This window comes from Pseudomonas sp. TE6288, assembly GCF_054062095.1.
In genome coordinates, this window is record NZ_JBSSEW010000004.1 from 173,332 (window position 1) to 199,879 (window position 26,548).

General features: G+C 61.6%; 32 protein-coding genes. 10 read left to right on the forward strand and 22 right to left on the reverse strand.

The window, feature by feature from the left end; translation table 11 throughout:
• Positions 1-30: 30 nt before the first annotated feature.
• The 13 genes from ACVWY1_RS05585 to ACVWY1_RS05645 form a co-directional block, all read right to left on the reverse strand.
• Entirely contained in the window at positions 31-234 is a 204-nt protein-coding gene (locus ACVWY1_RS05585; protein ID WP_110698669.1) for a formate dehydrogenase subunit delta, read from the reverse strand.
• Positions 231-3,107 carry a formate dehydrogenase subunit alpha gene (gene fdhF, locus ACVWY1_RS05590; RefSeq protein WP_277503357.1) on the reverse strand — a complete coding sequence of 959 codons (2,877 nt, stop codon included), beginning with the start codon at positions 3,105-3,107 and terminating at the stop codon, positions 231-233. Before fdhF ends, ACVWY1_RS05585 begins: the two co-directional genes overlap by 4 nt.
• On the reverse strand, positions 3,104-4,648 hold the full coding sequence (locus ACVWY1_RS05595; protein ID WP_457377906.1) for a formate dehydrogenase beta subunit: 1,545 nt from the start codon (positions 4,646-4,648) through the stop codon (positions 3,104-3,106). Before ACVWY1_RS05595 ends, fdhF begins: the two co-directional genes overlap by 4 nt.
• The gene (locus ACVWY1_RS05600; RefSeq protein WP_214501306.1) at positions 4,642-5,127 is read right to left on the reverse strand and encodes a formate dehydrogenase subunit gamma; all 486 of its coding nucleotides are present in this window, start codon (positions 5,125-5,127) and stop codon (positions 4,642-4,644) included. Before ACVWY1_RS05600 ends, ACVWY1_RS05595 begins: the two co-directional genes overlap by 7 nt.
• Before the next feature lie 265 nt (positions 5,128-5,392).
• Positions 5,393-6,550: a glutathionylspermidine synthase family protein gene (locus ACVWY1_RS05605; protein ID WP_457377907.1), complete on the reverse strand. Its 1,158-nt coding sequence runs from the start codon at positions 6,548-6,550 to the stop codon at positions 5,393-5,395.
• 2 nt (positions 6,551-6,552) lie between these two features.
• The gene (locus tag ACVWY1_RS05610; RefSeq protein ID WP_139672193.1) at positions 6,553-7,305 is read right to left on the reverse strand and encodes a DUF1190 domain-containing protein; all 753 of its coding nucleotides are present in this window, start codon (positions 7,303-7,305) and stop codon (positions 6,553-6,555) included.
• Positions 7,306-7,330: 25 nt separating this feature from the next.
• Positions 7,331-7,756, reverse strand: a complete 426-nt coding sequence (locus ACVWY1_RS05615) for a DUF350 domain-containing protein (protein ID WP_023631082.1) — start codon at positions 7,754-7,756, stop codon at positions 7,331-7,333.
• Between the two features lie 12 nt (positions 7,757-7,768).
• Positions 7,769-8,425, reverse strand: a complete 657-nt coding sequence (locus ACVWY1_RS05620; RefSeq protein WP_457377908.1) for a DUF2491 family protein — start codon at positions 8,423-8,425, stop codon at positions 7,769-7,771.
• Between the two features lie 255 nt (positions 8,426-8,680).
• On the reverse strand, positions 8,681-9,382 hold the full coding sequence (locus ACVWY1_RS05625; RefSeq protein ID WP_046856319.1) for a PspA/IM30 family protein: 702 nt from the start codon (positions 9,380-9,382) through the stop codon (positions 8,681-8,683).
• A 16-nt stretch (positions 9,383-9,398) separates the two neighbouring features.
• Positions 9,399-10,013: a YjfI family protein gene (locus ACVWY1_RS05630; RefSeq protein ID WP_110698679.1), complete on the reverse strand. Its 615-nt coding sequence runs from the start codon at positions 10,011-10,013 to the stop codon at positions 9,399-9,401.
• Positions 10,014-10,120: 107 nt separating this feature from the next.
• Positions 10,121-10,753: a hypothetical protein gene (locus ACVWY1_RS05635; protein WP_457377909.1), complete on the reverse strand. Its 633-nt coding sequence runs from the start codon at positions 10,751-10,753 to the stop codon at positions 10,121-10,123.
• An 11-nt stretch (positions 10,754-10,764) separates the two neighbouring features.
• Positions 10,765-11,055, reverse strand: coding sequence for a hypothetical protein (locus tag ACVWY1_RS05640; protein ID WP_457377910.1), 291 nt, complete (start codon positions 11,053-11,055; stop codon positions 10,765-10,767).
• A 272-nt stretch (positions 11,056-11,327) separates the two neighbouring features.
• Positions 11,328-12,257 (reverse strand): LysR family transcriptional regulator, encoded by a 930-nt coding sequence (locus ACVWY1_RS05645; protein ID WP_102684513.1) that lies wholly within the window; start codon positions 12,255-12,257, stop codon positions 11,328-11,330.
• 188 nt (positions 12,258-12,445) lie between these two features.
• Here ACVWY1_RS05645 and ACVWY1_RS05650 point away from each other — a divergent pair, with 188 nt between their 5' ends.
• From ACVWY1_RS05650 to ACVWY1_RS05660, 3 genes are all read left to right on the forward strand, one after another.
• A complete protein-coding gene (locus ACVWY1_RS05650; RefSeq protein ID WP_277505582.1) occupies positions 12,446-13,429 on the forward strand; it encodes a DUF1852 domain-containing protein in 984 nt (327 codons plus the stop codon).
• Between the two features lie 26 nt (positions 13,430-13,455).
• Positions 13,456-14,490 carry a methionine synthase gene (locus ACVWY1_RS05655; RefSeq protein WP_457377911.1) on the forward strand — a complete coding sequence of 345 codons (1,035 nt, stop codon included), beginning with the start codon at positions 13,456-13,458 and terminating at the stop codon, positions 14,488-14,490.
• Between the two features lie 85 nt (positions 14,491-14,575).
• Positions 14,576-15,082: a flavin reductase family protein gene (locus tag ACVWY1_RS05660; protein WP_111533003.1), complete on the forward strand. Its 507-nt coding sequence runs from the start codon at positions 14,576-14,578 to the stop codon at positions 15,080-15,082.
• A 25-nt stretch (positions 15,083-15,107) separates the two neighbouring features.
• Here ACVWY1_RS05660 and ACVWY1_RS05665 read toward each other — a convergent pair whose 3' ends face one another.
• On the reverse strand, positions 15,108-15,683 hold the full coding sequence (locus tag ACVWY1_RS05665; RefSeq protein WP_111533013.1) for a hypothetical protein: 576 nt from the start codon (positions 15,681-15,683) through the stop codon (positions 15,108-15,110).
• 235 nt (positions 15,684-15,918) lie between these two features.
• Between ACVWY1_RS05665 and ACVWY1_RS05670 the strand changes: the two genes are divergently transcribed.
• The 3 genes from ACVWY1_RS05670 (at position 15,919) to ACVWY1_RS05680 (ending at position 18,172) form a co-directional block, all read left to right on the forward strand.
• On the forward strand, positions 15,919-16,956 hold the full coding sequence (locus ACVWY1_RS05670; RefSeq protein WP_457377912.1) for a sensor domain-containing diguanylate cyclase: 1,038 nt from the start codon (positions 15,919-15,921) through the stop codon (positions 16,954-16,956).
• Positions 16,957-17,251: 295 nt separating this feature from the next.
• Positions 17,252-17,665: a hypothetical protein gene (locus ACVWY1_RS05675; protein ID WP_457377913.1), complete on the forward strand. Its 414-nt coding sequence runs from the start codon at positions 17,252-17,254 to the stop codon at positions 17,663-17,665.
• 9 nt (positions 17,666-17,674) lie between these two features.
• Positions 17,675-18,172 carry a GNAT family N-acetyltransferase gene (locus tag ACVWY1_RS05680; RefSeq protein ID WP_277503346.1) on the forward strand — a complete coding sequence of 166 codons (498 nt, stop codon included), beginning with the start codon at positions 17,675-17,677 and terminating at the stop codon, positions 18,170-18,172.
• Between the two features lie 152 nt (positions 18,173-18,324).
• Here the strand turns inward: ACVWY1_RS05680 and ACVWY1_RS05685 are convergent, their stop codons facing one another.
• Positions 18,325-19,137: an aminoglycoside phosphotransferase family protein gene (locus ACVWY1_RS05685; protein WP_277505580.1), complete on the reverse strand. Its 813-nt coding sequence runs from the start codon at positions 19,135-19,137 to the stop codon at positions 18,325-18,327.
• A 109-nt stretch (positions 19,138-19,246) separates the two neighbouring features.
• On the opposite strand from ACVWY1_RS05685, the gene ACVWY1_RS05690 reads away from it, so the two are divergent.
• Positions 19,247-20,311 carry an NAD(P)/FAD-dependent oxidoreductase gene (locus tag ACVWY1_RS05690; RefSeq protein WP_277503345.1) on the forward strand — a complete coding sequence of 355 codons (1,065 nt, stop codon included), beginning with the start codon at positions 19,247-19,249 and terminating at the stop codon, positions 20,309-20,311.
• A gap of 20 nt (positions 20,312-20,331) precedes the next feature.
• On the opposite strand, the gene ACVWY1_RS05695 is transcribed toward ACVWY1_RS05690, so the two are convergent.
• Positions 20,332-21,387, reverse strand: coding sequence for a hypothetical protein (locus tag ACVWY1_RS05695; RefSeq protein ID WP_457377914.1), 1,056 nt, complete (start codon positions 21,385-21,387; stop codon positions 20,332-20,334).
• A 434-nt stretch (positions 21,388-21,821) separates the two neighbouring features.
• On the opposite strand from ACVWY1_RS05695, the gene ACVWY1_RS05700 reads away from it, so the two are divergent.
• From ACVWY1_RS05700 to ACVWY1_RS05710, 3 genes are all read left to right on the forward strand, one after another.
• The gene (locus tag ACVWY1_RS05700; RefSeq protein WP_457377915.1) at positions 21,822-22,067 is read left to right on the forward strand and encodes a hypothetical protein; all 246 of its coding nucleotides are present in this window, start codon (positions 21,822-21,824) and stop codon (positions 22,065-22,067) included.
• A gap of 138 nt (positions 22,068-22,205) precedes the next feature.
• Positions 22,206-22,475: a DUF3077 domain-containing protein gene (locus tag ACVWY1_RS05705; RefSeq protein ID WP_457377916.1), complete on the forward strand. Its 270-nt coding sequence runs from the start codon at positions 22,206-22,208 to the stop codon at positions 22,473-22,475.
• 286 nt (positions 22,476-22,761) lie between these two features.
• Complete coding sequence (locus tag ACVWY1_RS05710) at positions 22,762-23,151, forward strand: hypothetical protein (protein WP_457377917.1); 390 nt, start codon at positions 22,762-22,764, stop codon at positions 23,149-23,151.
• A 190-nt stretch (positions 23,152-23,341) separates the two neighbouring features.
• On the opposite strand, the gene ACVWY1_RS05715 is transcribed toward ACVWY1_RS05710, so the two are convergent.
• From ACVWY1_RS05715 to ACVWY1_RS05740, 6 genes are all read right to left on the reverse strand, one after another.
• Positions 23,342-23,497: a hypothetical protein gene (locus ACVWY1_RS05715; RefSeq protein WP_457377918.1), complete on the reverse strand. Its 156-nt coding sequence runs from the start codon at positions 23,495-23,497 to the stop codon at positions 23,342-23,344.
• A 55-nt stretch (positions 23,498-23,552) separates the two neighbouring features.
• On the reverse strand, positions 23,553-23,879 hold the full coding sequence (locus tag ACVWY1_RS05720; protein ID WP_457377919.1) for a hypothetical protein: 327 nt from the start codon (positions 23,877-23,879) through the stop codon (positions 23,553-23,555).
• 100 nt (positions 23,880-23,979) lie between these two features.
• The gene (locus ACVWY1_RS05725) at positions 23,980-24,192 is read right to left on the reverse strand and encodes a hypothetical protein (protein ID WP_457377920.1); all 213 of its coding nucleotides are present in this window, start codon (positions 24,190-24,192) and stop codon (positions 23,980-23,982) included.
• A gap of 402 nt (positions 24,193-24,594) precedes the next feature.
• Positions 24,595-25,206, reverse strand: a complete 612-nt coding sequence (locus ACVWY1_RS05730; RefSeq protein WP_457377921.1) for a hypothetical protein — start codon at positions 25,204-25,206, stop codon at positions 24,595-24,597.
• Between the two features lie 170 nt (positions 25,207-25,376).
• Entirely contained in the window at positions 25,377-25,871 is a 495-nt protein-coding gene (locus tag ACVWY1_RS05735) for a hypothetical protein (RefSeq protein WP_146022622.1), read from the reverse strand.
• A 310-nt stretch (positions 25,872-26,181) separates the two neighbouring features.
• Positions 26,182-26,502 (reverse strand): hypothetical protein, encoded by a 321-nt coding sequence (locus ACVWY1_RS05740; protein ID WP_457377922.1) that lies wholly within the window; start codon positions 26,500-26,502, stop codon positions 26,182-26,184.
• Positions 26,503-26,548 lie beyond the last annotated feature (46 nt).

The window sequence follows — 26,548 nt, forward strand, 5'->3', positions numbered from 1 at the left end:
GCCATGCGCCATCCTGCGGGAGCAGGCGTGCTACGCCAGTGCCTCCCGTACCTTGGGGTCGAGCCCCTCCCCCGCGTGGGCCTCGTTCCACTCCAGTAACTGCCGGCGCATGGCCGGCGTCCAGAAGCTCTGCAGATGCTGCCTCACCCCCTGCACCGCCTTGGCATGATCCGGCTCACTGTCGAAGTAATGGGCGATCTGGTTGGCCATCTTGACCAGGTTGTCGCTGCTCATGGGCGCACCTTCGCCTTTTCCGACTGACGCCGCTCCTTGAGCAAGCGCCGCTGCTCGTCACTGAAACTCTGATAGCGCTTCTGCCATTCCGACGGCTGGAACACCTTCACCACCTCCACTGCGGTGACCTTGTATTCCGGGCAGTTGGTGGCCCAGTCGGAGTTGTCGGTGGTGATCACGTTGGCCCCGGACTCGGGGAAGTGGAACGTTGTGTACACCACCCCCGGCGCCACCCGGCTGCTGACCCTGGCGCGCAACACGCTCTGCCCGGAGCGGCTGCCCACGCCCACCCAATCGCCGTCGGCGATGCCGCGGCTCTCGGCGTCGCTGGGGTGGATCTCCAGCCGGTCCTCGTCGTGCCAGGCGACATTGCTGGTACGCCGGGTCTGCGCGCCGACGTTGTACTGGCTGAGGATGCGCCCGGTGGTCAGCAGCAGCGGGTAGCGGCTGTTGACCTTCTCGTCGGTGGGCACGTAGCCGGTGAGCATGAAGCGCCCCCTGCCGCGCACGAACTGCTCGATGTGCATGGTCGGCGTGCCGTCGGGAGCGGCGTCGTTACATGGCCACTGCAGGCTGCCGTGGCGGTCGAGTTCGGCATAGCTGACCCGGCGGAACGTCGGGGTCAGGCGGGCGATCTCGTCCATGATCTGCGATGGATGCTGGTAGTCCATGTGATAGCCCAGGGCATCGGCCAAGGCCAGGGTCGCCTCCCAGTCGGCCTTGCCGGCCAGCGGTTCCATGACCTTGCGCACCCGCGAGATACGCCGCTCGGCATTGGTGAAGGTGCCGTCCTTCTCGAGGAACGAGCTGCCGGGCAGGAACACATGGGCGAACTTGGCCGTCTCGTTGAGGAAAATGTCCTGTACCACCACGCACTCCATCGCCAACAGCGCGGCGGTGACGTGCTGGGTATTGGGGTCGCTCTGGGCGATATCCTCGCCCTGGCAGTACAGCGCCTTGAAGCTGCCATCCAGCGCGGCCTCGAACATGTTGGGTATGCGCAGGCCCGGGTCGGGCTGCAGGGTCACGCCCCAGGCCTGCTCGAACTCGGCGCGCACGCTTTCGTTGGAGATGTGCCGGTAGCCGGGCAACTCGTGGGGGAACGAACCCATGTCGCACGAGCCCTGCACGTTGTTCTGCCCGCGCAGCGGGTTCACCCCCACCCCTTCGCGGCCGATGTTGCCGGTGGCCATGGCCAGGTTGGCGATGCCCATCACCGCAGTGCTGCCCTGGCTGTGCTCGGTCACGCCCAGGCCATAGTAGATCGCAGCATTGCCGCCGGTGGCGTACAGCCGGGCGGCGGCGCGGATCTGCTCGGCGGGCACGCCGCACACCGGGCCGAGCACTTCAGGGGCATTGTCGGGCTGGGCGACGAAATCGCGCCAGCGCGCAAAATCCTCGGTTTCGCAGCGGGCATCGATGAAGCGCTGGTCGAGCAGGCCCTCGCTGACGATCACATGAGCCAGGGCGTTGAGCATGGCCACGTTGGTACCCGGACGCAGTTGCAGGTGCAGTTCGGCGCGGGCATGGGGTGAATCGACCAGATCGATGCGCCGTGGGTCGATGACGATCAGCCGCGCGCCCTGGCGCAGGCGGCGCTTGAGCTGCGAGCCGAACACCGGGTGGGCGTCGGTGGGGTTGGCGCCGATCACCAGCACCACGTCGGCCTGCATCACCGAGTCGAAGCTCTGGGTACCGGCGGACTCGCCCAGGGTCTGCTTGAGGCCATAGCCGGTAGGTGAATGGCAAACCCGCGCGCAGGTGTCGACGTTATTGTTGCCGAAGGCCGTGCGCACCATTTTCTGCACCAGGTACGCCTCTTCGTTGGTGCAGCGGCTGGAGGTGATCCCACCGATGGAATCACGCCCGTACTTGAGCTGGATGCGTCGCAACTCGCTGGCGGCATAAGTGACTGCCTCATCCCAGCTGACCTCTTGCCACGGATCCTCCAGGCGTTTGCGGATCATCGGCCTGGTGATGCGGTCCGGGTGCGTGGCATAGCCCCAGGCGAAGCGGCCCTTGACACAGGCATGGCCGTGGTTGGCGCCGCCGTTCTTGTCCGGGACCATGCGCACCAGCTGGTCGCCCTTCATCTCGGCGCGGAACGAGCAGCCCACGCCGCAATAGGCACAGGTGGTGATCACCGCGCGCTCGGGCTGGCCGAGCTGGATCAGGCTTTTCTCGCTCAGGGTCGCCGTCGGGCAGGCCTGCACGCAGGCGCCGCAGGAAACGCATTCGGAGCTGAGGAAATCGTCACCGCCGGCCGCCGCCACCCGCGACTCGAAACCACGCCCGGTGATGGTCAGGGCGAAGGTGCCCTGGATGTCCTCGCAAGCGCGCACGCAGCGGCTGCAGACGATGCACTTGCTCGGCTCGTAGTCAAAGTACGGGTTGGACACGTCCTTGCCTTCGCCCAGGTGATTGGCGCCGTCGTAGCCATAGCGCACCTCGCGCAGGCCGACCTGGCCGGCGACGGTCTGCAGCTCGCAGTTGCCGTTGGCCGAACAGGTCAGGCAGTCCAGCGGGTGGTCGGAGATATACAGTTCCATCACGTTGCGGCGCAGGTCGGCCAGGCGTGGCGTCTGCGTGCGCACCACCATGCCCTCGCCCACCGGGGTGGTGCAGGACGCCGGGTAACCGCGCATGCCGTCGATCTCGACCATGCACATGCGGCACGAGCCGAAGGCCTCGAGGCTGTCGGTAGCGCACAGTTTGGGGATGCTGGTGCCAAGCATGGCCGCGGCGCGCATCACCGAGGTGCCAGCGGGCACGCTGATCGAACGGCCGTCGATGACCAGGCTGACCTGCACCTCGCTGAGGCGTTGCGGGGTACCCAGGTCGAGGTCGCTGCTGGGGTCGAAGTAATTGATCATTGCGCGGCCTCCAGACCGAAATCGGCGGGGAAATGCTTGAGGGCGCTGGCCACCGGGTACGGGGTCATCCCGCCCATGGCGCACAGCGAGCCGTACTGCATCGTGTCGCACAGGTCGCGCAGCAACCCCGCCTGGCTTTCGCGGTAGGCCGGGTCGGTGCTGGCGATCAGCCGGTCGACCACTTCCACGCCGCGGGTCGAACCGATCCGGCACGGCGTGCACTTGCCGCAGGATTCTTCGGCGCAGAACTGCAGGGCGAAGCGGGCCATGCCGGCCATGTTCAGGGTGTCGTCGGCCAGTACCACGCCGCCATGGCCGAGCATCGCGCCAATGGCAGCGAAGGCCTCGTAGTCCAACGGCGTGTCGAACTGTTCAGGCGGCACCCAGGCACCCAGCGGGCCGCCGACCTGCGCTGCCTTGATCGGCCGGCCACTGGCGGTGCCGCCACCGTAGCCATCCACCAACTCGCGCAGGGTCAGGCCGAAAGCGCGCTCCACCAGCCCGCCATGGCGGATATTGCCGGCCAGCTGGAACGGCAGGGTGCCGAGCGAGCGGCCCATGCCGAAATCGCGGTAATAGGCCGCGCCCTTGGCCAGGATGATCGGTACCGAGGCCAGGGTGAGCACGTTGTGCACCAACGTCGGTTGACCGAACAGGCCCTCCAGCGCCGGCAACGGGGGTTTTGCGCGGACGATGCCGCGCTTGCCCTCCAGGGATTCGAGCAGCGCGGTTTCCTCGCCACAGATATAGGCTCCCGCGCCGACCCGCACCTCCAGGTCGAAGGCCACGCCGCTGCCGGCGACATCCAGGTAACCGGCCTCACGGGCCAGCAGGATCGCCTCGTTGAGCGCGCGCACGGCATCGGGGTACTCCGAGCGCACATAGATGTAGCCCTTGCTCGCCCCCACGGCGAGGCCGGCGATGATCATGCCCTCGATCAGCAGGAACGGGTCGCCCTCCATCAGCATGCGGTCGGCGAAGGTACCGGAGTCACCCTCGTCGGCGTTGCACACCACGTACTTCTGCCCGGCCGGCGCCTGGCGCACGGTGCGCCACTTGATGCCCGCAGGGAAGGCCGCGCCACCTCGGCCACGCAGGCCCGAATCGAGCACTGCCGCGACCACTTCGTCGCCGGCCAGCAGGGTGGCCTGGCGCAGCCCCTCGAAGCCACCGTTGGCGTGATAGTCATCCAGCGACAGCGGCCGGGTGATGCCGGCGCGGGCGAACAACAGGCGCTGCTGGGTTTTCAGGTAGGGAATGTCCTCGACCGGCCCCAGCGCCAGCGCATGGCCGGCGTGGTCGCCCGCCAGGGCATCGAGCAAACCGGGGACATCCTCGGGCGCTACCGGCCCGAAGCCCAGCCGGCCTTGCGCGGTATCCAGTTCCACCAGCGGCTCCAGCCAATACAGGCCACGGGAGCTGGTGCGCTTGATGCGTATCGGCAGGTTGCGCTGCCCCGCCTCGCGGGCCACCGCATCGGCCACTTGGTCGGCACCGACTGCACGGGCCAGCGAATCACAGGAGATGCACAGGTTCAACATGCCTTCACCTCCTCTCGGCAGCTCGCCACCAGCGCCCGCAGGCGCTCCGGGGTAACGCGGGCGTGGAGCTGGCCATCGAGCTCCAACGCCGGCGAGCAGGCACAGGCACCCAGGCAGTACACCGGGCGCAGGTCGAGCGCACCGTCTTCGCTGCGGCCGTGATCATCCAGCCCGAGCTGCTCGCGCAATTGCGCGGCCAGCGCCTCGGCGCCACGGCTCTGGCAGGACTCGGCGCGGCACAGGCGCAGGGTATGGCGGGCCGGCGGCGTGGTACGGAAATCGTGGTAGAAGCTGAGCACCCCGCGCACCTCGGCCTGGCTGAGGTTGAGGGCATGGGCGATCTCGGCGACGGCGATGTCAGGGATGTAGCCGGCGCCGGTCTGGATGGCGTGGAGAATCGGCAACAAGGCGCCGGGGGTGTCCTTTTCACGGGCCAGGACACGCTGGATCAACGGCAGGTGGTTCAACTCATCAGGCATACAGCAGACCTCGGCAACCCGGCCCGACCCTGATCGCGGGCCAGTGTCCGGCGGTGTTCAGCTGTGGTGCGCCGGCCGCGTCACGGTGGCGGCAGGCCAGGCACCCTCCTTGCCTGTGGCCATGCGTCTTGCTGCGCGCGGTCCACGGGCATCCTCAGAGCATGGCAGCTATTGCGCGAAGAGGTTGTGCGCGGGCGACCCGGCGCGTCCTGAAACCGACCATTGAAGGGGCCGCTCCGCGCCCCCGCATAGACAGCCCTGACACTCAGTCCACGACCACATGCGGCAGGAACCGCGAGCTGTCCTTGGTGATCAGGGTGTCGTCTTCACGAATGCCGATCCCCGAGGCCAGATCACCGACTACCCACGAGCCGATCAGGGTGTAGCTGTCACCGAACTTCGGCAAAGGCGCAAAGCCTTGCAGGATATAGGGTGCATCGTCGTAGGGCCCGTCCTCGAACACCCGCTGGTCATCGGTGGTGCGGATATCCACGTTGGCCCCCTCGCGGGAGAAGTACGGCTTGCGCACCCAGCCCTTGGGCACCGGCCGCCGGGGGTCTTCGTCGAGGAAGGCCGGCAACAGGTTCGGGTGGCCCTCATGCCATTCCCACAACAACGGCAGGATGCCCTTGTTGGAGATCAGCGACTTCCACGCTGGCTCGACGAACTGGGTATCGCAATCGGCGATGGCCTGGCCGAAGTCCTCGTGGAAGATATGCTCCCAGGCGTGCAGCTTGAACAGGCGCGGGATCGGTCGGCCTTCGAGGTCGACGAAACGCCCCTCGTCGTTCAGACCGATATCCTCCAGGTCGATATGCCGCGTACTGATACCCACGTGCCCAGCCATCTTGCGCAGGAAATCCGTGGTGCCGCGGTCCTCGATCGAACCGCCGATGGCCGAGAAGTAGAACGGGCTTTCACGTTCGAAGGCGGCGAAAGCCCGCACCAGGTCTTCAGCCAGGGTGTTGAACTGGCTGGCATGGGTCGGCAGCACGCCGCGCTCGATCTGCTGCTCAAGCCAGATCAGCTGGAACGCCGCGGCTTCGTACAGCGAGGTCGGCGTGTCGTAGTTGGCCTCGATCAGCTTGGCCGGGCCCGTGCCGTTGTAACTGAAGTCGAAACGCCCGTAGAGGTGTGGATGCCCCTCCTTCCACGAACGACGCACCAGGTCGAAGAACGCCGGCGGGATCGCTAGGCGGGTCATCAGCGCTTCGCTGTCGACGATGCGCGCCACCGCGTCCAGGCACATCGCGTGCAGCTCCTGGGTGGGCGCCTCCAGGTCACGGCTGACCTGGGCCTCACTGAACTGGTAGTAACCGCGCTCGTCCCAGTAGCGCTCACCGTCGATGGTGTGGAAGGCGAAGCCCTCACGCTCGGCGGTGGCGCGCCAGTCCGGGCGTTCGTCGCAGTGGACCTTGCGCATGCTCAACCACCGAAACTGAAGCCGCCGCTGCTCTTGCCGCCCCAGCCGCTGCGCGCAGTGGCCTGGCTGCCGAAGCCGCCACGGGAGATCGACGAGGACACGCTGGAGCGGGTCGAGGTGCTGGACTTGTAGCTGCGGCCACTGGAGCTGCCGGAGTAGTAGCTGGAATAGCTGCCACCGCTCTGCTGGGCCTGGTCGGAGCGCTCGAAGCGCTTGCCCTGGTCGATCTGCTGGCCGAGCGTGGTGTTGCGGTATCCACCGTTGCTATCACGGTACTGGTAGACCGGCTGCGAGTAGTACTGGCGATTGCCGCCACTGAGCACCTGGCCGAGCAGCAGGCCGGTAAGCAGGCCGTTGAAGTTGCTGCCACCGCTGCTGGCCTGGCCGCTGTTCTCGACCTGGGCGCGGGCTGCGTCGACCTGCGACTGGCTCACCTCACCCGACACCGCCAGCTCGAAACCGCCGAGGCGCGGCATGTAGCGGTTATCGCTGGTAACCTGGCAGTAGTCCGGCACGAAGTCGGCCTCGCAGGCGGCCTTGTCGCCGTAGGTCGGGGCGATGCGGCGGTGGTCGGCCAACGCCTGCATGTAGGCGTCGGAACACACGTCCACCGGCATCTTGTCATCGACACAGGCCTGGACGGTGGTGTAGTTGCTGCGTTTGCTGACCGTGTAGGTCTCCTCGGGCGCGCTGCACGCGGTGAGCGCCAGCGGCAGGGAACTGGCCAGCACCAGCTTGACGGAACTGCGTCTCATGTATGGCTCCTTGCGCGCAAACGGCTCAGACCGACGGGGTCATGCAGGCCGAATTGAGGAAGCCCACGCTGATCGCCACGGCGGCGGCGTAGATCGCGGCGGCCATCTCGCCCTTGGCGATGCGGCTGGCCAAGCCCTTGAGCACCAGGCTGGTGATCCCGAAGGCGAGCAGTTGCACCACGGCGGCGATCACCACCCAGACCACAAAGTCGAGCAGGCTGACGCTGTAGGCGATGATGTTGCTGGCCGGCAGCGAGAAACCGATCAGCGCACCGCCCAGGGCGATGGCCGCAGCGCTGTTGTTGTCGCGGATCAGGGCGAATTCGCGGTGCGGGGTAAGGTGCGTATAGATGAACTGGAACAGCCAGAACAGCACCAGCGCCACGCTGATGTAGAGAATGAAGCCGATCACTGCCTGGGCGTTGAGCGACATGCGAAGTGCGTCGAGCATGGTGAATCCTTGTCAGATGACGTTGAAGTCCGTTGATTGCAGGGTGACACCCACCGAAGTGGTCAGGCTGACATTGCCTTCCTCGTCTTCCTCCACCGACAGCAGGAGGAATTCGCGGCGGTCGGTCAGGCCGGTTTCGCGGGCATACAGCATCGACAGGTGCTGGATGCGGTAGCTGGTCTCGGGGCTGGTGACCCACTCGCTGATAGGCGTGAGCTCGGTCTGTCCCTCTTCGCTGCCCCACTGGCGAACGAACTCGTAGCCTTCGTGCTCGTAGTACGGCAGGCCGATGTTCGACTCGGGGCCGACCAGGCGTTTGAGTTCGGCGTCGCTGGTGACCGGCACCACGCTGTAATAACCGAACAGGATGATGTCACGGACATCGTCAGCGGACGCGCCGTTCATCACCACCTGCAGCCAGTAGTCCTCGTCTTCCATATAGAAGCGCGCCAGGCGCACCGACTGGCCGAGGTCGACTTCACCGACCGCCCAGACCACTTCCTGCTCGGGGACCTCCAGCTCGGAATGCCCGTCGAGCAGCAGTTTGAGCGAGCGATCGAGCTTGAGCATGCGCCCGCTGCCCAGGCCGAATGGCAGATTACCTTGGGCCTGACTGCCGGCGGCAGGTTTGGGGGCTTCGAAGCCCATGAAGCGTTTCAACCAACCCACGGGGCATCTCCTGGGTGAGAGGGGGACGGAACAGGAGCCAATCGCGGAGCTGTAGCGAACAGGCTGGGCCTGTCGGGAGAAGGCGACATTGAAAATCCCTTGGGTCGCGGCAGTCCTTTGGCGGGGGCGACACGATACTGCTTTTCGTGCGCCCCGCCAACGGGTCTGCAGCAGGGTTTTGCGCCAGCCGGGCCGGCTCCATCGCGGGGCAAGCCCGCTCCCACGGGCCCACGATAGGCCGGCCCGGTCAACGAATCACTCCGCCGGCTTGGCCGCCTTGGCCTTCAAGCGTGCCAGCACATCGTCGGCACCACTGTTGCTGGCGCCGATCCCGGCCGACTTCAGGCGTGCTTCCAGATCGCTGCCGTCAGCCTTGCCTGCCAGTTCCGCCGCCGCTTCCAGCTCGGCGGCACGCTCGGTCTGGCGCTTCTTGATGCGGTCCAGCGAGCCGACCGCTGTTTCCAGGCTGCCATTGGCGCCGCCGGTGGCCGAGGCCGCACTGACCTGGGCACGCTGCACGCTCTCGCGGGCCTTGACCAGGTCCACCTGCTGCTTGAGGCCCTTGATCTGCGCCTCGGTCTTGCTCACGGTGGCGGTCAGGGTCGTCACCGACGCACCGAACTGGTCGGCCAGCGCCTGCTCGCTGTCACGCTGGTTGGTCAGGTCGGCGATGCGCGCCGCGCATTCGTGAGCCAGGCCTTCCTCGCCCTTGTCCAGCGCGGCAATGGCCTTCTGCTCCCAATCGCCGATGGTCTTGTCGAACTCGGTGATGCGCTGCTGCGCGGTCTTGTGCTTGGCCATGATCTTGACCAGCTGGTTGCGCGCATCGATCAGGTTGTTGTCCGCATCGCGGATCTCCTGGTCGAGGATGCGCAGGGCCTGGGAGTCGACGATCGCCTCACCTACTTCCGAAGCGCCGCCACGCAGGGCGGTGACGATCTTTCTCAACAAACTCATGGTGCAATCTCCGGAATCAGTGGGTGAAGTAGTCTTCGAAATCTTCGGCGGCGGTGATGACGTTGTCGGCCAGGGTGTGGATCTCCTGGACGATGTTGTCCAGCGACGAAGCCGCGCTCAGGGCGCCGAACATGGTGTACACCGACTCGCCCGACGGCAGTGTGTGCAGGCCGATGGACGACAGCGGGAACACGTCGCGGGTGCGCAGCACCGCATCGTTGAATGCAGCGCGGTCTTTCACCTGGCTGGCTTCCACCAGCAGCGTATCGACCAGGATCTGCTCACCGGCCACGGCGATGTACAGCGGCAGGCCGTCCAGTTCGTTCATCACCAGCTTGAGGCTGGGCTCGGCGCCCTGTTGCAAGGACAGACCGATCGACTCGTCACGCACCTCGTCCAGGCCTTGCAGGGCGCCGTGCAGCGTTTCGATCGTCCAGTGTGTGTGCTCGGTCATGAAATCCTCCGTTCTGACCTGTTTGCCCGCGTGGGGCTGACGTAAAGCCTTCTCGATGCCGCGCAGGGCGGCGGCGTGCTCGGGCAGGATCCACAGCTCACGCTTGACCAGGCCCGCGGCCTTGAGCCGGGCGCGCATGTCACGCATGTAGTCGGTGGAGCTTTTCTTGCCTGCCATCGAAGGGGGTATCCTTGTCTCACATGTGATGCACGTTACGCCTGGATCACGAGCTGCGCAAGCATCACATGTGAGGAGCAATGTCCGCACGGTGCGCCCGCCCCAACCTACCCCGCCACTCGCGTCAGCCGCTGCAGCGCCTCGATCACCTGCGGATCACGCGCCTCGAGCACATCCACCTGGATTCTTGCGATCACCGCCTTGAGCAGCTCGGTCTGACTCATCCGGGTTTGCCCCAGCAGCGTCAGGAAATCCTCGGCCATGTGCGGGTTGACCTTCATCGACAGCCGCCGCGTGGCCCCTGACGCCTGCAACCCCCTCTGACGCCGCTGCGCATCGAGTGCCTGGACGAAGGCCTCGTGGCCGGGTTGCAGACCCGCCCCCTGGCTGGCCTGCACCATCCAATGGAAATAATGGGCGAGGAACAGCTTGCGCAGGTGTGCCCCCGCCTCGCTGCTGACCGCTTGCATCGCCGCGTCGAGCACATCGAGATACACCGCCGGCAGCCGCGCCTCGATGGACTTGAGCTGCTGCTTGCGCGCCTCGCGGATTGCCGGAGTGGACTGCGGCGGGATGGCCACCACCGTATCGCAGCCATCGCACACGCCCACCAGGATGTCCCGCGCCACGCCCAGGCCGTCACTGAAAGGCACGTCGCGCCGGGTGTAATGCATGGCGACCAATGCCTGGCAACGCTCGCACAGGGCCTGGCCGGTGTCGCCCTCGAACAGGATATTCATGCTTGGGTTACTCATTGGTGAACACTGATGAACCACGTCTGCGGCTCGATGAAATAGAACTTGATGTACCAGCCGGAGCGCCGGAGCACATGGACTTCGATGGCTGGCACGGCATGGTGTGGGCTGCAGCTGTAGTGAGTGCCATTGCAAGCACGGATGACCTCGATGACATCGCCCGCACTGACCGCGCCAAGGGCCAACAGGTTCTTTATCTCGATATCGCCCCGCGCTGCATGCAGGTACCTCCCGGATTCGAGCGCGGCAATCACCGCGCTCCTGGCTGCCTTGAAGCCTTTTGGCATGACCCCTCCTTGGCATTACGAAAATCATCGTACATTTTTCTGGCCGAATCCAGCTTGCGCTTCGACTCTGCCGACCAACGGCGCTGTCGCGCACCGATGAAGCCTGGGCATGAACTATGGCCACAGGCGCGCAAGTGTGTGGCCTGGATGTGTAACCGGCGCTGTCGGGGAAATACAGCGTGTTTCGCGCGATCCTTGCCGACTCGATGATGACCCGCTGATCCGTGCGCCTCGATTGCCAGGTAATGCGCTGCGATAGCTGGGGCTGGCTATCAAACGGCGATCCCGGAAACAGCATTGACGCCTTCCAGCGTCGCGAAGGACATATCCTTTGCCGTGAGCAGGAAGTCGCTTACATAAGGCACTTCGAGCATGTCGCTGCGGACCGCCGCATACAGTTTTGCCTGCAGCCCCTTCTCCCCCAGTCGCTTGGTGGTCACGTAACCGCGCGAGCTGTATTCATGCACGGCCCAGTTCGGCAGGCAGCACACACCGCGGCCGCTGGCCACCAGTTGCATCATCATGATCGTCAGCTCCGAGGTGCGTACTTGCGCCGGCTCGATGTCGGCCGGGTCAAGGAAGCGGGTGAAGATGTCCAGCCTGTTGCGCTCGATCGGGTAGGTGATCAGCGTCTGGCTGGCAATATCGGCGGGCTCGAGGTACGGCCTTGCGCACAAGGCGTGGTGATTGTCGATGGCCAGCAGTGCCTCATAGCCGAACAGTGGCACGTAGCTGATCCCCGGCAGTTTCATCGGGTCGGATGTCACCACCAGGTCCAGATCGCCCCGCTCCAACGCTGGCAGTGGCGCGAATGAAAACCCCGACGCCAGGTCCAGCTCGACCTCCGGCCAGGCACCGCGAAATTCGTCCACCGTCGGCATCAGCCATTGATAGCAGCTGTGGCACTCGATCGCGATATGCAGCCGCCCAGCCGTACCGCCCGCCAGCTTGCCCAGGTCCCGCTCGGTGGCGCGGATCTGCGGCAGCACCTGCTCGGCCAGCTCCAGCAGCTTGAGACCGGCGCTGGTAAAACGTACCGGCTTGGACTTGCGCACGAACAGCGGCATGCCAATCCGGTCTTCGAGCTCGCGGAACTGGTGCGACAGCGCCGACTGGGTCAGGTGCAGCCGCTCGGCGGCTTCGTACAGGCTGTCGGTTTCGCGCAAGGCATGGATGGTGCGCAGATGCCTCAGATCAATCATGAGCAAAACTACACTTGTATGCAAAAAAAATGAGTTTGTCTCATGACGAGCTGATCTTTGACAATCCCCCATCGATTTTGCGTAAGCGAGAAAGGCAGCCTGGCATGGCGCGTCCGTCTTGGCGGCAGCCATGCATCTCAACCCTGGCCTTTCTTGCCTCGCTTCAGACATCAGGGCACACGACCACCATGAATAACGAGATTGCATTCACCCTCAAGCGTATTTGTTTCGATGAGCACTACCAGCCTTCGGACAAGACTCGCACCACCACCAACTTTGCCAATCTGGCCAGGGGCAAGAGCCGCCAGGAGAATCTGCGCAATACCTTGAGGATGATCGACAACCGCTTCAATGCCTTGGCGCACTGGGATAACCCCAAAGGCGACCGCTACACGGTCGAGCTCGACATCATTTCAGTGGAAATGGATATCGGCCTCTCGGGCACTGCCCCTGCCCTGCCCTTGATTGAAATATTGAAAACGACAGTGGTCGATCGACAAACCAACGAGCGTATCGACGGCATGGTCGGCAATAATTTTTCCTCGTACGTGCGCGATTACGATTTCAGCGTGCTGCTGCAGGGACACAACAAGGATCGGCAAACCTTCAGCACACCTGATGATTTCGGAGACCTGCACGGAAAACTGTTCAAGTGTTTCGTGAGTTCTAGCGCCTACAAGGAGCATTTCAGCAAGCCCCCCGTCATCTGCCTGAGCGTCTCGAGCAGCAAGGTTTATCACCGCACGGAAAACCAGCACCCGGTCCTGGGCGTTGAATACCTGCAGGCTGAATACTCGCTGACCGATGAGTACTTCAAGAAGATGGGTTTGAAGGTGCGCTACTTCATGCCGCCCAACAGTGCCGCGCCGCTGGCGTTCTATTTTGCCGGCGATTTGCTGGGTGACTACACCAACCTGGAACTGATCAGCACCATCAGCACGATGGACACCTTCCAGAAAATCTACCGGCCTGAAATCTACAACGCGAACTCCGCCGCCGGCAAAACCTACCAGCCCAGCTTGCACCACCAGGACTACTCGTTGACGCGCATCGTTTACGACCGCGAAGAGCGCAGCCGGCTGGCTGTCGAACAGGGGAAGTTTGCGCAAGAGCATTTCATCAAGCCCTACCAGGCGATCCTCGAGCAGTGGTCCGCCCGTTGCGCGCTTTGACTCAACCAGACACAAGGTTTTCCAGTATGAAAAAGCTGTTACCCACCTCCACTGCCGGCAGCCTGCCCAAACCCGCCTGGCTCGCCGAGCCCGAGAAGCTCTGGTCGCCATGGAAGTTGGAGGGTGATGAACTGGTCGAGGGCAAGCAAGACGCGCTGCGCTTGTCCTTGCAAGAGCAACAGCACGCCGGCATCGATATCGTCAGCGATGGCGAACAGACACGGCAGCATTTCGTCACGACCTTTATCGAACACCTCGACGGTGTCGATTTCGAGAAGCGCGAGACCGTCAGAATCCGCGATCGCTACGATGCCAGCGTGCCGACGGTCGTAGGCGCTGTTGCTCGCCGCAAGCCTGTCTTCGTCGATGACGCCAAGTTCTTGCGTCAACAAACCTCGCAACCCATCAAGTGGGCGCTGCCAGGCCCCATGACGATGATCGATACACTGTATGACGCCCACTACAAAAGCCGCGAAAAACTGGCCTGGGAATTCGCCAAGATCCTCAACCAGGAAGCCCGCGAACTCGAAGCGGCGGGTGTCGACATCATCCAGTTCGACGAACCCGCCTTCAACGTGTTCTTCGACGAGGTCAATGACTGGGGCGTGGCCACCCTGGAGCGCGCCATCGAAGGGCTCAAGTGCGAAACCGCCGTGCACATTTGCTACGGCTACGGCATCAAGGCCAACACCGACTGGAAAAAGACCCTCGGCTCGGAATGGCGCCAATACGAAGAAGCCTTCCCCAAGCTGCAGAAATCCAGCATCGATATCGTCTCGCTGGAGTGCCACAACTCCCACGTGCCGATGGACCTGATCGAGCTTATCCGTGGCAAGAAAGTGATGGTTGGCGCCATCGATGTCGCCAACCACGCCATTGAAACCCCCGAGGAAGTTGCCAATACCCTGCGCAAGGCCCTGCAGTTCGTCGACGCCGACAAGCTCTACCCTTGCACCAACTGCGGGATGGCGCCCCTGCCGCGCCAGGTGGCAAGAGGCAAGCTCAATGCGTTGAGTGCGGGCGCGGAGATTGTTCGCAGAGAACTGGCAAACCAGCGCTGAGCCCAGGTCGGAGGTAACAGGCGAAGGCCCGGACAGATGCGGGCCTTCCCACGCCTTCGAGCGGCACCCACACCCAGGATCTACTATGTCACTCCCTATCGAGCCATCGAGCTTTCGCGAAGCGCTCGGGCACTACGCCTCCGGTATCACGGTCATTACATCGCACACCGATGACGAGCCGATCGGCTTCACTTGCCAGTCGTTCTACAGCGTGTCGATGAACCCGCCACTGGTGTCATTCAGCGTGATGGCCAGTTCGGCCAGCTACCCCAGGATTCGCCAGGCCGGCCGCTTCGCGGTCAACATCCTGGCGGGTGAGCAGATCGAGATTTCCAACCAGTTCGCGCGGCGCGGCACGGACAAGTGGCACAAGGTGCAATGGCAACCGTCACCGCTGGGCAATCCGATCATTACCGGTAGCCTGCACTGGATCGATTGCGAGATTCACGCTGAACACGCCGCGGGCGATCACCTGATCGTCATCGGTGAAGTGAAGGCGTTGAACCTGCAGCAAACCACGTCCTCGCAGCCTTTGCTGTATTTCAAGGGGCAGTATTGCAACCTCGCGGCACAGGGTGCGACGAGCGCCTGACGCTATCGCCAACAAGCCATGGCCATCAGAACAGCCCACCCATGGTCAACGCCAGGCCACCGCCCGCCTGCACGCCGATGTTGAACCCGGCGGAGAAGATCACGCCCTTGGCCGAGCGCAGCAGGCGCGGCAAGGTTTCCTGCGGCAGGAACGCGCCGCCGCCACCAATCGCGGCGGTACCCAGGACCAATAGCTTGGGATCCAGGCCGAACAGCACGCCCGAGCCGCTGCCACCGCCAACCAGGCCCAGCCCGCCTTCGAGGAACACGCACCCGCCCTTGAAGTCGTCGCGCACCAGGCCCCGGGCCGCGACCGATTCGGCCACCAGCACCGTGCCGACCGCCGGGAAGTCTTCATTGGCGCCGACCGCACCCACGCTCTTGCCCGCCACCAGCAAGTTGATCTTGCCTACCCGCGGCAAGCGTGCGCCTACGCCAACACCGACCCCGAGCGAGCCATAGCGAAACTGCTGCTCGGCCTGGTTGGGATCGGTCAGGGTCAGCAAGCCACCGTTGGCGGCGGCAAACATCACCGTCAACCCACCCCCGCTGGCAGTCTTGTATTTCCAGTCGCTGACACTCAGCGGCAATGTGATCTGCATGTGCACCTCCGTGTAGTGGCAGCGCCATTCGACGCCGGCCAATCCCTGTGTCCAGACCGACAGCAGCATAGCAACCCGCGCATAGCCAGCCCCATAGCCCCAATGAGCTATTGCCAAACCGCCACAAGGCGCCAGCCCATACGGATGACGAGCCGATAGGCGTCACTCGCCAGTGGTGAAGCTTGTCTAAAGTAGTTCCCATCACGGACCCTGCCCATGGAATGGAGAAGCAAAGATGCCGGCTTGCCCGATCCCCACCGACGAAGCGCTGCGCCAACGCGCCCTCGACGAGATGAACCTGGTCGATACGCCCGCCGAGCATTACCTCGATACCCTGGTGCGGCTCACCCAGGACCTGGCGCACGTGGACACCGTGCTGATCAGCCTGATCGACCAAGACCGTCAGTGGTTCAAGGCCAGGATCGGGCTGGACGCCAGCGAGACCCCGCGCGACATGTCCTTCTGCGGGTACGCCATTCTCGATGACGACACCTTGCTGGTGCCGGATGCCACGCAAGACCCGCGATTCGTCGACAATCCTCTGGTGCTGAATCCGCCCTATATCCGCTTTTACGCCGGACATCCGCTGCGTGCCGGAAACGGCAAGGCCATCGGTACGTTGTGCATGTTCGACCCTCGACCGCGCCAGCTGAACGAGATCCAGCAGGCGAATTTCAAGGACCTGGCCACACTTGCGGAGGGCTATCTGCGACTGCGCAGCCTGATCCAGACCAATCGCGACCTGCGCCTGGAGATGGACCGCGAACAGCGCAAAGCGCTGCTCGACCCCTTGACCCAGCTGTGGAACCGCGGGGCGTTGGCCGCCTTCCATGACCGTGAGCGGCGCCTGGCCCAAGAGCGAGGCCTGCAGTTGGGGGCGATTTATGCGGACCTGGACCACTTCAAGGCCGTCAACGACCAGCATGGCCACGCGGCCGGCGACCTGGTGCTGTGCGAGTGCGCCCGCCGCCTGCGCGCCGCGCTTCGCCCCGATGACCTGCTGGTGCGCCAGGGTGGCGAGGAATTCGTTGCCTTGCTGCCGATCAAGGACAGCGCGGAACTGAACAGGATCGCGCAACGAGTGCGTCAGCTGATCGGCACCCAGCCGGTGCAGCTGGCCAGCGGCCCGCTGCGGGTAAGCCTCAGCGCAGGGTGCACCCTGTTTGCCGAGGGGGAAGCGCTCGAAGACGCGCTGAGACGCGCCGACAGCGGGCTGTACGCCGCGAAGCAAGGGGGGCGGGATCAGGTGGTCTATGTGCCGGGCGCGTTTTGAACGGGGTGGATTGTGCATTCCAATCGACTGATACTTCTCATCCAGAAGCGATCGTTTGATCAGGCAAGGCGAAAACAGGCGAGAAACGTTAGGAGTCGCGCCTGGCCTTGCTGATTGCGCATGAAAACTCCGAACTTGTTTTCACCGCCGCATGACCGTTGTGCAGGTACTTTCGTACAAAGACCTCGCCTGGCCTTCGGATATCCTTTCCATTCCTTGGACACGGCTGGCCTCATGCCTGCTAGCGGGCCGACCACGCAAAAATGTCAAGGGCAATGTGCTAGGATCGGAAAATATGGAGAATATCGTTGTGACGAACAGATCTGAAGCCGGGCTTGCCCGTCGTGCCGCTACCAGAAAAAAATACCTCCTGCTGAAAGGCGGGAGACTGGAAGCGTTGCGCATCACTGCTGACGATCTCGTTGAAGATCTCGCAACGAAAACCCTATCTGGCGGTACCTGGGTTAACGTCAAGATTCACGGCAGGAATCGCCCCGCAAGAGCGCCGCACCTCTCCGAGGTTGAACGAGATCTGTCAGAACTGAAAAAGCTTGTCGCTGCCCTGGCTGTCCGTTCCGTTGCGCATGCGGAAGTCACTAGTGTTGATCGCTCAGGCATGACGGTTCTCGACGCTGAGGCAGCCGAGCAGATGCTCGATATTCCCCCTGAGCCCACCGAAACGCTTCGTAACTTGCTCGCACTGCGCTGAGGGGCATCAATGGACTTCATTACTGTCGACTTCGACAAGTCGATTGATCGCTCTGCGTTCAATTGTAAGATCCATCCCGCTCTCAACGCCTATATCACTCAACAAGCCGGCCAAGACCAGAAGCGCAATGTGTCACGCACATTCATGTACGTTGAGAAAAGCACTTTGCTGGGCTTTTACACGCTAGCTAATGCGTCCGTGGCGCTCGACTCGCTTAGTGAGGATCAGCAGAAAAAGATGCCTCGGTATCCGATCCCGGCGATTCTCTTGAGTCGTCTTGCAGTCGACCGAACCGCACAAAAACAGGGCCTTGGCAAACGCCTGATGGCAGACTTCTTTCGGCGAGTGTGCGTGGTTGCCCGACATTCGGGAGTTGCGTTCATTGTCGTCGATGCAAAGGACATGGACGCTGCCAGCTACTACCACAGCAAGCTTGGTTTCGTAACATCCAGCAATAATCCTTTACGACTCGTATTACCCACCGCCACTCTTTTAAAAACGGTTTAGACCGATCTGCCCAACGGAGGGCAATACACTGTGTGCCCATGCGGGGCCAGTATGCGTGTAGCCAACGCCTAGGGGTTGGAAGGTTTCGTGTGCGAACTGCACATCAGCGCAATCCCGGCGTCACCCTTGATCGCCGCCTTACATACAATGCCTCAGTCAGAACCCCGAGCGCTGCCATCGAGCGCCGAAGCCGCCAGCCTCGCCAACGCCAACCTGCCCCCCGGCTCAGCGCCGTCCTCGATCATCCAGGTTGCCGACAACCCTGCCCACGCCAGCACCCACTGCAACAACCTGTGACGCTCAATACCGGCTGCCTGCGAAATGATCGCTATACGCCGTGGGAAGCGCCCCGGTGCCTGCGCGCTGGCGTCGTCCGGGTTGCAGAGGATATTGGCAAAATCGAAGCCCCGCTCGCCGTACAACCCCTTGGGGTCGATGGCGAGCCAACCGGCCGGCCCGAAATCCAGCACATTGCCGTGATGGATGTCGCCATGCAGCACCGCAGCGTCCTGGGGAGCTGCGAAAAGCGCCCTCGCCGCCTTTGCGCTGTGCTCCAGCACCCCACCGTACGTCGCCGCCGCGCTCCACAATGCGTCGAACCATTGCTCCAGCGGCACCAGCGCAGGCCTCGGCGTCGACCGTGGCGCATGCAGGCGGGCTGCCACGGCACAGAGAATGCGCGTGGCCTCGTCATCCCTGCCATCTGCGACCATCTGCGCAAGCGACGCCGAACCTAGCGCCCGCTTCATCAGCAATGCCTCGCCCGCGTGGGCCAGCACAGGGGCTGCACCTTCGCCTGCCCACCAGGCCATCAGCTGGCTGCCGGCCTGCTCCTCCGGCACCTGCGAGATTTTCAGCATCGCCGGTGTATCGCCCCGGCGAACGGGCAATAGATTGCCATTGAGTGAAACGAAAGCCTCCCCATCGATGGTCAGCCCCCACTGCTTCAGGTATTGATCAAACATAGGCTCGCTGGTACTCACGCTTTCCATTTATTATGCCGTTTGCCCCTGTGGACCAAGAGTTCCCAGGTACGGCCAGTGAAACATAATCCCGAGTCGGTGACGGAGCACGATGAAAAATATCCCGGGACTGAATGTGGTTGTGGTGGGGGCAGGTATCGTGGGGGCCTCCGTTGCCTACCACCTTTCCTGTCAAGGCGTGCAGGTGACCATCGTGGAGGCTGGCCATGTAGCGTCTGGTGTGACCTCCACTTCCTTTGCATGGATCAATTCCGCCTGCAGTGACGCAGACCCTGTCGCCGCACTGCGGGCCGCAGCCGTATCGGACTATCGTCGCCTCGAAGCGCAACTGCCAGACCTACACATTCAATGGACCGGTTCGCTGACCTATGGCCTCCCGGAAGTACCGGCCCCCCCTGCCACGGCTACAGGGATCTCAACGGTATCCCGAGCTCAGATCCTCACCCTGGAACCTAACCTGAAACACCCTCCTGCCCAGGCCAACCATGCTCCAGAGGAAGGCGCGCTGAACGCAGTAGCGGCCACCCGGGCCTTGATCAAAGGCGCTCAAGCCCGAGGCGCCAGGTTGCTGGAGCAGACACAGGTGGAAGGGTTCACGGGTAGCGCAGATAAAGTCTCAGGTTTGAAAACCACCCACGGGGTAATCGATGCGGACCTGGTGGTACTTGCGGCGGGAACGGGTACCACGCTATTGACAGACTTGTTGGGCTACCCACTTCCACTGGAAGCCTCTCCTGCCATCTATATCCGCTACAACTCGCCGCCCCACCTTGTCCGAGGGATCCTTTCCAACGCAACCATGGAGGTACGGCATGCTGATGACGGCAGCCTGTTGGCGGCAGAGGATTATCTGGACGATGCCGCAGATAACCAACCAGGCGCGATTGCACTGAGAACCGCCGAGGCCATCAGAGCAGAGTTGCATGGCGCCGCTTCACTCGACATGGAAAAGGCGTGCGTGGGTTTCAGGCCAATACCCAGCGATGGTGCACCGCTAGTTGGTTATCTGCCGGGTATCAGCGGCGTTTACGTTTGTGTCATGCATCCTGGTGTCACGCTGGCCGCTACCGTAGGCCGCCTCGTGAGCATGGAAATCACCAGTGACACGCCATCGCCCGATTTGGCGCCGTGCAGGCTTGGTCGATTTGGCCGGTGAAATGGGGGCCTGCCCCCTGCCTATTGCAACTTGATGCCTAGGCTCACCAGTGCGGCCAACTCCAGTGGGTTCAACTGGTTGAAGCTATCGATAGTGGGTAAGCTCTTCATACTACTCTCGGGCATATCAAGCTTCGCGCGAAGCAGACTGATCAGGCTATCGCTCAGGCCCTCGGCACGGGTCATGCGGGACAGAAGCTGATCGTCATCGTCCGCCAACCCCAATAGTTCGATGGCAGTCCCCATAACCCCATATGCCCGCTGACCGAAACACCCCTCCAGCTGCTCAAGAATCTTGTTGGCCTCGTGAGCACCCAGTTTATCAATATGCGCCTGGAGCTGTTCGCTAATGAAATCATTCTGCGCTTGAGCGTCCAGCCGCATCTTAGGATTATTCATGGTTTTTTCGAACCACCGGGTTTCCTGGCCTTGCAGGAATGTCATCAGCCCATTCAGAAAGACGCTTGGGTTGGGACGGTCGGTGGCCAAGTTCGCCAGCGCTGCCTTGATTGAAGGCTGATGGGAGCCAGCATCATGAGTCAAGCTCAACGCGAGGGTTCGCACACATTGCAAGTCCCCGCGGGTTTTCACCATCATCTCGATTTCTTTGAAATTTGCACGCCCCTCGACAATGGCGCCTTGCAAACTATTAATCTGCTCGGTTTTCAGCGTTACATCGAAGCGTGTTTGATCAACTTTGGAGGCAGTAGCGAGCAGGCTTACTGCATCGAGCGCGGTCTTGAAGCCATTGCCGCAACTGCGGCGAAAAGGCGCTGCGGTGCCGGTCGGTTCGGCGTGTTGCGGGCGTAGATCCTCCGCCGCGCCCTGGGCCGCTGCGCTTCGGCCAAGAAAACTGGCCAACCATTGGAGCAAGTCCTTCAGCGGCTGGGTCGTGGATATATTCAGGTAGTGGAGCAAACTCTTACCTGCACTATATTCAATTCGCTTGGCCAACCGATTGGCCTCTGGCGAGGTAGTGACCACGCTCACCTGCGCCTCACCAACGGTACCTGAATGAGTCTGCTCGCTGATTTGGCTGGGCAGGTACTGGAAGCTCTGATAACCATTGATCAGCATAGGTAACTCCTTGGTTTAACCTAGCCATCAATGTATGACCCTGGGCAACGCAGAGGCTATCAATGCTGATCGGTTTGTTTTAGGCGACGCCTGTCCCCACACCCTGTTCCCGAAAAGCGTCGATGTAGATCATCAACAATCAGATTTTACCCCTTCCTTGTAGTCCATTTCCCAAACATACTGCTACCGCCTGTTTTCCGTTGCGGCTGCTCTGTGGGCGCTCTAGTCTCGGCCTGTCGTTGCACATCAACGACACAGCTTTGACAGGCTGTGACGAAAAATCGTGTATGGCTTGCCGTTTATGGCGGCTGTACGTGCGGGCACGCTTGCGTGCGCCGGAATTTTACGATTTTCGCCGGTCTGTCAACCCACGTACAGCTGCCACCCTTCTGTTTGACAGCAGGCAGGTGACCGCATTATGGAGAAAAATCGTAATGTTGAAGATCGTCCCCGACCCACCCCATAACCACCATTCTCTCGAAGACACCCTTATCCAGGCCAACAAGTACGCCCTGTGCGCGCAGAGCGTGGCGCATCAGGCTGTTCTGCTGCAGCCCAAGTCACCCGCCTCGATTCTGATGCTGGCCTCCATGCATGAGATGGAGGCACTGCGCTTGCTGCTGGAGTCGGCATTGATCCAGGTGCAGATGCCGAACACGCAACCGCGTACGTTGCAGTAGACCACAAGGTATGCGACGCCTGAGCTGACGTCATCGCGGGGCAAGCCCGCTCCCACGCCATTGCGTCCTGACGTGGGAGCGGGCTTGCCCCGCGATAGCGCCAGACCAGGCAGCAGAACACTTCAGGGAGATTCAACGATGACCACAGATACCACCCCGCCCCACACCACCGTGAGCAAGACCAAGTTCTACCAGGGCGAAAGCCAGACCGAACCGCTGTTCTGCATCGAACCCGGGATCCCTTGCCAGCATGCGCGGGACCAGGCTTCGGAATTGATGGGCTGCGTGCGTGACCTGACCATCACCGGCATCATGGAGGAAAAGCCCCAACTGCTCTGGGCGTCGTATTACCTGAGCGCGTTGGCCAAAGCATTGATGGACGATGCGGAGTTGGGGATGAGTCGCTAGGAAAAGCGACTATCCGGTCGGTGCCATAAGCCAGGATGTGGGGCACCAAGGATCGTTCGGCAAACAGGCTCCCACCCCAACCGCGCCGACCTCAAGTCGGCGCCATCGCTGGCAGGCAAGCCCGGTGCGACGCACTGGGATAACTCTTGGACTACACTGCACCCGCGCTCAGCGACGTACAGCGCAAAACGCGTTAGTTCATGAACCCGCCTCCAGCGCCCTGCTTGAGGCAAGGTTATCTACCGCCTCAGGTCTGGCTGGAGCGGCAGCCAAAAGGAATTGGAAAATGCTCAAAGCACTCTCGATCACCGGGCTTACGCTCTCGCTTGCAGGTTGCATGCTCCCCGAGCCGCCAGCGCCCCCACCCCCTCCCACCGTCGAACATGCCGCTGCAAGCAAAGCTGAAATGGCCGATGCCAAACAGAAGCTGCTCAAGCATATTGCCGACCCGGATTCGGCGAAGTTCGAAACGCTGTACAAATTCAAGGCAGCCTACGCCAGCGGTAAAAAGTACGAAGGCGTTTGTGGCTATGTGAACTTCCGCGGGGCGGAAGGCGGCTACGAGGGCTTTACACCGTTCATGGTTATTGGTGATGTGGTCTCCTATTACGGTGACCACTTGTCCCACAATCAAAACTTCCTCAGACAATTCTGCACGCGCCCACGCCTGGGCTGAAAGCCAGCAGATCTGCCTGCCCATACCCCGATGCAAACAGCATCGGGACGATGCGTCAGAGTTTCAGGATTGTGAACGTACGAAACGAAGGCGAGCCGCTGATTCACAGAGCGGAGCCGAAAACTCAGTAAGTGAGCCGTCTAAATACCAAAAGCCCAGCACGAAGCCGGGCTTGGCTCAACAATCCCGCTCACTCAGGCGTGCGCGCCGGGTCGTCTGGATTGCGTTGCTGTCCCATGCCCTCGTCTTCCTCTTCCTCATCCATGAGCGGATCGTCTTCCACTGGGTCAGGCGTCGTGGGATCGTCTGGGTTGGTGCCGCCCTGCTTTCTCGGATCGGTGCTCATCGCTGCATACCTCGGAAGGAATTGCTGGATACCACACCTGATTTGAGAAAGAGGCTCACGGGCTCGTTCGATTTTCCGTCGCGCCGCCGGTCGCCTTGGCGTCAGGCCCCGGAACCGCATAGGACGCCCCCATGTCGCGTGCCAGCGCAACACCCCAGAGCATCGCTGTGGTCATGGATTGGCCTGGCCTCGCCTTGTGCGCTTCCTCATGGAGGCAAGCGCCGTCCGGCCCATAGATTCCAATGAACATTTGAGTGGCACCCACACGGGAAAGTCGGACCTGAACATCAATGGTCAACCCGGCCTCGAGCACTTCGGTATGTGAACGACTGTGCAGCTGGGCGTCCGCCCAATTCCAGTAGGTCTGGCCTCTCGATCTCATCGCGTCCTCCGTCAGCATGAGATCTAAGTAAGGCACAGATAGCGAAGCGGCTCTATGCCGGCTATCCAGTTGTTTGGAAAACCTGACACATTCGACGAATTCACTCCGGAAAAACCCGCATGGCCTGCTGGAGCTCATTGATCGTGGCGCCAACGTGCGCTTCATCGATCCACTTCCATCGAGCACCGGTAAGCAGCCCTCCGATGGCATGAAGACGCAGATCATTGGGAGGGATGCCCCGGACAGCGCCGGCAGCCAGCAACGCGAAAAGCGCCTGCTCCAGCGCGATTATTCGTTGCGCCTCGTCAGTCATGATGCAATCCCCTGTTTTGCTTTGCCCTACCCATTGGTCATCATTGGCAAGAGGAAGAGCAGCCCATGCGACCGGTGGCGCGAAATACCGGTGTACGCGTTCAGCGTATGTAACCGACCAGCACCTGATTGCCGATCAAACCGGAGAATCCCGCCATGGTTGGTAAACTGGCAACCATTCATTCTTCACATTGCCTGCCAGCGCCCCTGCCGTCTGGCTTCGCTGAGTTCGTGCCCCACTCTTATGCATTCTCAAGCCGCTCCCCCCACCGCACCACGCCCCGAACCGGCCTCCCAGCCTCCCAGGCAGCAGCAGGAGCGTCCGACCAGTGGTACTGGTATGGTTTTTTACAAGTTTCGAAAAGCTCCGTTGTGGCGGAGCCTTAAAAAACACTAACAAGTTTTAACCTTTTAGACGCATTACATACCGAGTGCTTTCATCCGCAGCTTGGTCTAGAGAGTTTCCATTCATTGCAAAATGGAACCCCGCCACAATTGCATCTGCACGCTCGTTTGGCGTGCCGTGGTGGGATGGATGATCAATCATATTATCCCCGAAGTTGTGCTGTGTCTGGGCAAAGACAGCAGCCGGAAATTCAGGCCTTTCTCGCTTTCTAAGCCCAGCGAAAAACCCAGCTAAATAATCCGCCTGCAGCTCAGACCGCTTAACCGTTGCAGCTCCAGCATTCACCACATCCATCAACCCATGTTTATATTGATAGATATGGCCAAATTCATGCGCACAAACTGCAGCCACGGACAGCTCAGGATGATCATTACCCGACATTAGCCTCTGCAGCATGCCAAGACCAAACATCACTGTCCCGTCGGTTTTTTCTAACAGCTGAGCAGGGGTTGCAAATGCATTGTGCTCAGAACCGTCAGCATAATAGGCAAAGCCTGGCAAGACGCCAAAGGTATTGGCAAGCTTGGCTAGCGTATGTGCCAGAGCCCTATCAAACGCCCTATTGCCTGACTGCCGTATGGGTTCTGTTCCTAGATTAAACGAGCGCACCTCGCTACTCCCCAAAAGCTGCCGAGCTTGTGGCGCAGTTATAAAACATCCGTGATAATGATCTCCCCCATGTTCTGCAAGGCAACGAGAGGAATTAACATAACTAAAGACGATAGTAAGCAACCCTCCCAGGACAGTCCGGCGTCTTGTTAGCATGATTCTACCCTCTACTAACACAAGTCGGGATACATTGAGCAGGCTCCTCCGTCATTAGAGGGGCTAGTCGGTGTAGAGGGCGTAGCGGTGGGCGTTGGGGTGGGGTTTGGAATTGGTTGCGATGGTAAGTTCGCGCCGATGTTGAAATTTGCATACTCTATTCTGTTACTCAGCGCGCCAATGCCCATAAACCACGTTGACTGACCGCCTTGATGCGTAGCAACAAGATTAAAAATTGCTCCACCCGGCAGCCCCTGAGAACCGATAACTGTAATATTGGTAACTGGCCCCAGCGCAGCCAGGGCTGGATAGTATCCACTATTGCCGGTCTGCATCGCAATTGTTTGCCAGAGCTGTGGCCCATACCACATCTGGTTGGGTGTACCGGTCTGCAACTGCTGAATCATTCCCGCTAACACGGGCCTAGGGTCCGCTTTGGCGGCATTAAAAAACAATGAAGTCACAATAACCAACCAGCCGACCATTAAACCAATGCGTCTCTTGTTCATTATTATTGCTCCCTAGCTTAACTATAGGTCTCAGCCTACTGCCGTTTCGCTGGCTACCCTGAAAGCTAGACCAATGCAGGCAACTCGCCACCCTCCAACTCGAAATGAGCTCTGGCTGCGCTGCGACAACGCTCGTGAGCCAGTACTGAGGTTGTACCATCGCCAGCCAGGCCATGAGCCGGTTGCGGGGAAGATCTATGTGCTGGCAGCTTCGCTCTCTCGTGAAAGCAAAGCTGCCGTGATCAAGCTACGACAGAAACTCGTCTACTCCTATCCCGACACCTTGTTCCTTCTAGCGGGAACAGGCCGGCTATGGCTGAAGGGTACCCGCAGGCAACTCGAAAATGCCCAGCAATTGCTCGCCATCGAAGGTATTACGACACAGATCTAGCCTCACGCAGATCCGCAGGCTGCCATTCCAATCGGCCCCCAAACCTGGCACATCGGAGCAGCATTCAAGGCGTTGCATGGAAAACGAGTTGGCGTGGCTTCCGGTGCCGATGCATAACAGCGGCTTATCGCCGATCAGTTCGGACGAATCCCGCCATGCTTGGTAAACTGGCAACCATTCATTCTTCACATTGCCTGCCAGCGCCCCCTGCCGTCTGGCTTCGCTGAGTTCGTGCCCCACACTTATGCATTCTCAAGCCGCTACCCCCACTGCACCACGTCCCGAG